Below are 3233 nucleotides of genomic sequence, written 5' to 3'. Positions count from 1 at the left end.
TGCGCCTCGCCGGAGACAATGACCGCCGCGTCAGCGGGCGCCGTGTCCACCGCCGACGGCGGCACGATCACGCAACCGGCCTTCGTCTGCGCCAGGGCGGCGGCGAACTTGCGGTCGCCCAGAAACGCAATCGCGCCCCGGTCCGCACTGGACAGGGGCGCGACGGCCGAGACGATGACCTCGCCGCCCCGGACCACCTCCCCGCCGATATGCTCGGCGAGGGCGGCGACCGTCAGGGGCGACAGGGTCTGAAAGAACCTCGGATCGGGCATGGCCCGCCTTAGGATTGCGGCTGGGCCGGAACCGGCATGCGGTTGAAGCTCAGCGTCGGCAGTTGGGCGTTCAGGCGCTGGATGACAGTGTCCGTCACGTCCATGGCCGGGTTCAGGATGAAGACGCTCTCGCGGTCGATCATGATGCCGCAGCCCTTCTCCTGATAGACGGCGACCAGCAGGGGCTCGATGGCTTCCGAAATCTTCTGGCGCTGCTGCGCCAGGGTGTAGCGCAGTTCGTTATCGCGGGTGCCTTCCAGTTGCTGAGCTTCCTGGATGCGCGTCTGCAGTTGCTGGCGGCGCTGGTTCATCTGGTCAGCCGGGATGGTGGCTGCGCCTTGCTGCAGAGCCTGGACTTCGGTCTGGATGGCCGTGGCGTACGGCTGGAGCTCGCCCTGAACTTCCTGAGCCAGTTGCTCCATGCGGGTCTGCACAGCCTGACCAACCGTCGACTGAGCCAGGACGCGCTGGTTGAAATAGACGCAGACGCCGGGGATGACCGGGCCGGGGTTGGTCGGACCTTGCGTCTGAGCCAGGGCGGCCGAAGCGGTCAGCGAAGCAAGGGCGAAGGCGCCGATAGCGATGAGTTTCATAATCTAAGCCTTGGTGGCGGTCAGACCGCGGTTAGAACTGGGTAGAGGTCGAGAAGCGGAACGTCTCGGTCTTGTCGTAGTCTTCCTTGGACAGAACCTTCGACAGATCGAAGCGGATCGGTCCCATCGGCGACCGCCAGTGAATGCTGACGCCGGCGGCCGCACGCAGCGACAGCTCATCGACGATGTTCGGATTCCGCAGCCCGGTCGTCGGATCGACCAGATAGCGATCGTCCAGCTTGCCGATGGTGCCGAAGTCGGCGAACAGCGAGGTCTTGATGCCGTATTCGTCGGGCAGATAGTTCGGCACCGTCAGTTCAACCGTGCCGATGGCGTAGAAGTTGCCGCCCAGGGCGTCGGTCGTGGTCAGATCGCGCGCGCCCATACCCGCCGTCTCGAAACCACGGAAGGTGTTGCCGCCCTTGAAGAAGCGGTCGTTAATGCGGATCGGATCGCCGCTCCAGCCGCTGACGTAGCCGGTCTGGCCCTGGACGCTGACCACCCAGTTCGGGCGGATACCGTAGTACCAGGAGGCGTCTGCCTCGGTCTTGATGTAGTTCACGTCGCCGCCGATGCCGGCGAAGTCCTGACGCAACGAAGCGGACCAGCCGCGCGTGGGTCGAACCGGGTCGTTCAGGCGGTTCACCAGCAGGGTGTAGCCCGCCGAAGAGTTGATGTAGGAGCCCGCCTGGTCGCAAAGGGCCGACGAGCCGGCGCCCACGCCGCCGCAATAGCCGAACGGAATGACGACCTCGTCATCCTTCAGGAAGTAACGCGCGCTGAACGAGGCGTAGCCGTTGAGCGGATAGGTGACGCGCACCCCGCCCCCGGTCGAGCGATAGTCGTAGGACGAGTATTTGCTCAGATCATAACGCATGTGGAACAGGTCGAAGCCCGCCCGCATGTCGCGCCCCAGGAATTTCGGCTCGGTGAAACGGAAATCGATCTGCTGGCGCAGCGAGCCCCATTCGGCGCGCGCCACCACGTTCTGGCCGCGACCACGGAAGTTGCGCTCGGTGATGCCCAGGTTCAGCACGAAGGAGTCGACCGAGCTGAAGCCCGCGCCGACCGACAGTTCGCCGGTGGGCTGCTCTTCGACGGTGACGTTGACGACCGAACGGTCCGGCGCGCTGCCGCGCGTCTCCTCGATCTTCACGTCCTTGAAGAAGCCCAGGGCGCGCAGGTTGTTGCGCGAACGCTCGACCAGCGAACGGTTGAAGGCGTCGCCCTCGCCCACCATCAGTTCGCGGCGGATCACGGTGTCCAGGGTGCGGGTGTTGCCGACCACATTGATGCGGTCGATATAGACGCGCTGGCCCTCGCGCACGTTGAAGGTCACGTTGACCGTGTCGGTCTCGGGGTCCGCGCGATAGGTCGGGTTGATCTCGACGAAGGCGTAACCGGCCGAACCCGCCGCAAAGGTCAGGGTGTCGACCGCCGCCTGGATGCGATCGCTTTCATACAGGTCGCCCGATCGGATCGGCAGCAGCATCTGCAGGAAATCAGCGTTCAGGCGATCGTTCTCGGTGACGACCTTGATCTCGCCGAAGTTGTAGCGGTCGCCCTCGTCCACCGTGACCGTCACGCCAAAGGCGCTGTTGTCAGGCTTCAGCTCGGCCACCGACGACAGGATGCGGAAGTCGTAATAGCCGCGGTTCGTATAGAATTTCCGCAGTTGCTCGCGGTCGTAGTCGATCCGGTTCGGATCATAGTTGTCGTTCGAACTGAACAGACGCCACCAGGATGACTGCTTGGTGACCATGACCTGACGCAGGTCGTTGTCCGAAAACGCCGTATTGCCCAGGAAGGTGACGGCGGCGATGCCGGTTTCCGGCCCTTCGTCGATCTCGAACACGACGTCGACGCGGTTTTGCTCCAGCTGGACCAACTTGGGCGTGACGGTCGCCGAGATGCGGCCCGACAGGCGGTACAGTTCGACGATCTTGCCGACGTCTTCCTGAACGCGCGCGCGGGTGTAGATGCCGCGCGGGCGAATGGTCACTTCATCGCGCAGCTTCTTCTCGGCCAGGGCCTTGTTACCCTCGAACGTCACCTGGTTGATGATCGGGTTCTCGGCGATCTCGACGATCAGGTCGCCGTTGGCCTGCAGGCCGATCTGAACGTCCGCGAACAGACCCGTGCGCGACAGGGTGCGAACCGCCACGTCGATGGTCACGGCGTCGATGGTGTCACCGGGCTGGATCGGCAGATAGGACAGCACCGTCGTCTGATCGATACGCTGGTTGCCGCGCACCACGATACGGTTGACCGGGGCGCGCTCGGCTTGCGGCTGCGCCATCTGCACCTGCGGCGTCTGAGCCTGCGGGGTCTGGGACGCGGCAGCGGGCGCCTGGGCCGGAGCGGGCGC

General features: G+C 64.7%; 3 protein-coding genes. All 3 read right to left on the bottom strand.

Annotated features, from left to right (window positions below; translation table 11 throughout):
• On the bottom strand, window positions 1-272 hold a 272-nt coding region (locus RT567_RS15260; RefSeq protein ID WP_313577091.1), incomplete at its 3' end, for an LpxD N-terminal domain-containing protein.
• 8 nt (window positions 273-280) lie between these two features.
• Complete coding sequence (locus tag RT567_RS15255; RefSeq protein WP_313577090.1) at window positions 281-865, bottom strand: OmpH family outer membrane protein; 585 nt, start codon at window positions 863-865, stop codon at window positions 281-283.
• A 31-nt stretch (window positions 866-896) separates the two neighbouring features.
• Entirely contained in the window at window positions 897-3164 is a 2268-nt protein-coding gene (bamA, locus tag RT567_RS15250; protein ID WP_313577092.1) for an outer membrane protein assembly factor BamA, read from the bottom strand.
• Between the last annotated feature and the right edge of the window lie 69 nt (window positions 3165-3233).

Origin of the sequence: Brevundimonas sp. (genome assembly GCF_032107865.1) — a bacterium.
Lineage (GTDB): Bacteria > Pseudomonadota > Alphaproteobacteria > Caulobacterales > Caulobacteraceae > Brevundimonas.
Note: the sequence above shows the minus strand (reverse complement) of the source record. Positions and strands in the feature narration are given on the sequence as shown.

Excerpts from the sequence above, each read along its gene's own strand:
- RT567_RS15255 (WP_313577090.1), bottom strand. The coding sequence starts at position 865 with ATGAAACTCATCGCTATCGGCGCCTTCGCCCTTGCTTCGCTGACCGCT.
- bamA (WP_313577092.1), bottom strand. The coding sequence starts at position 3,164 with ATGGCGCAGCCGCAAGCCGAGCGCGCCCCGGTCAACCGTATCGTGGTG.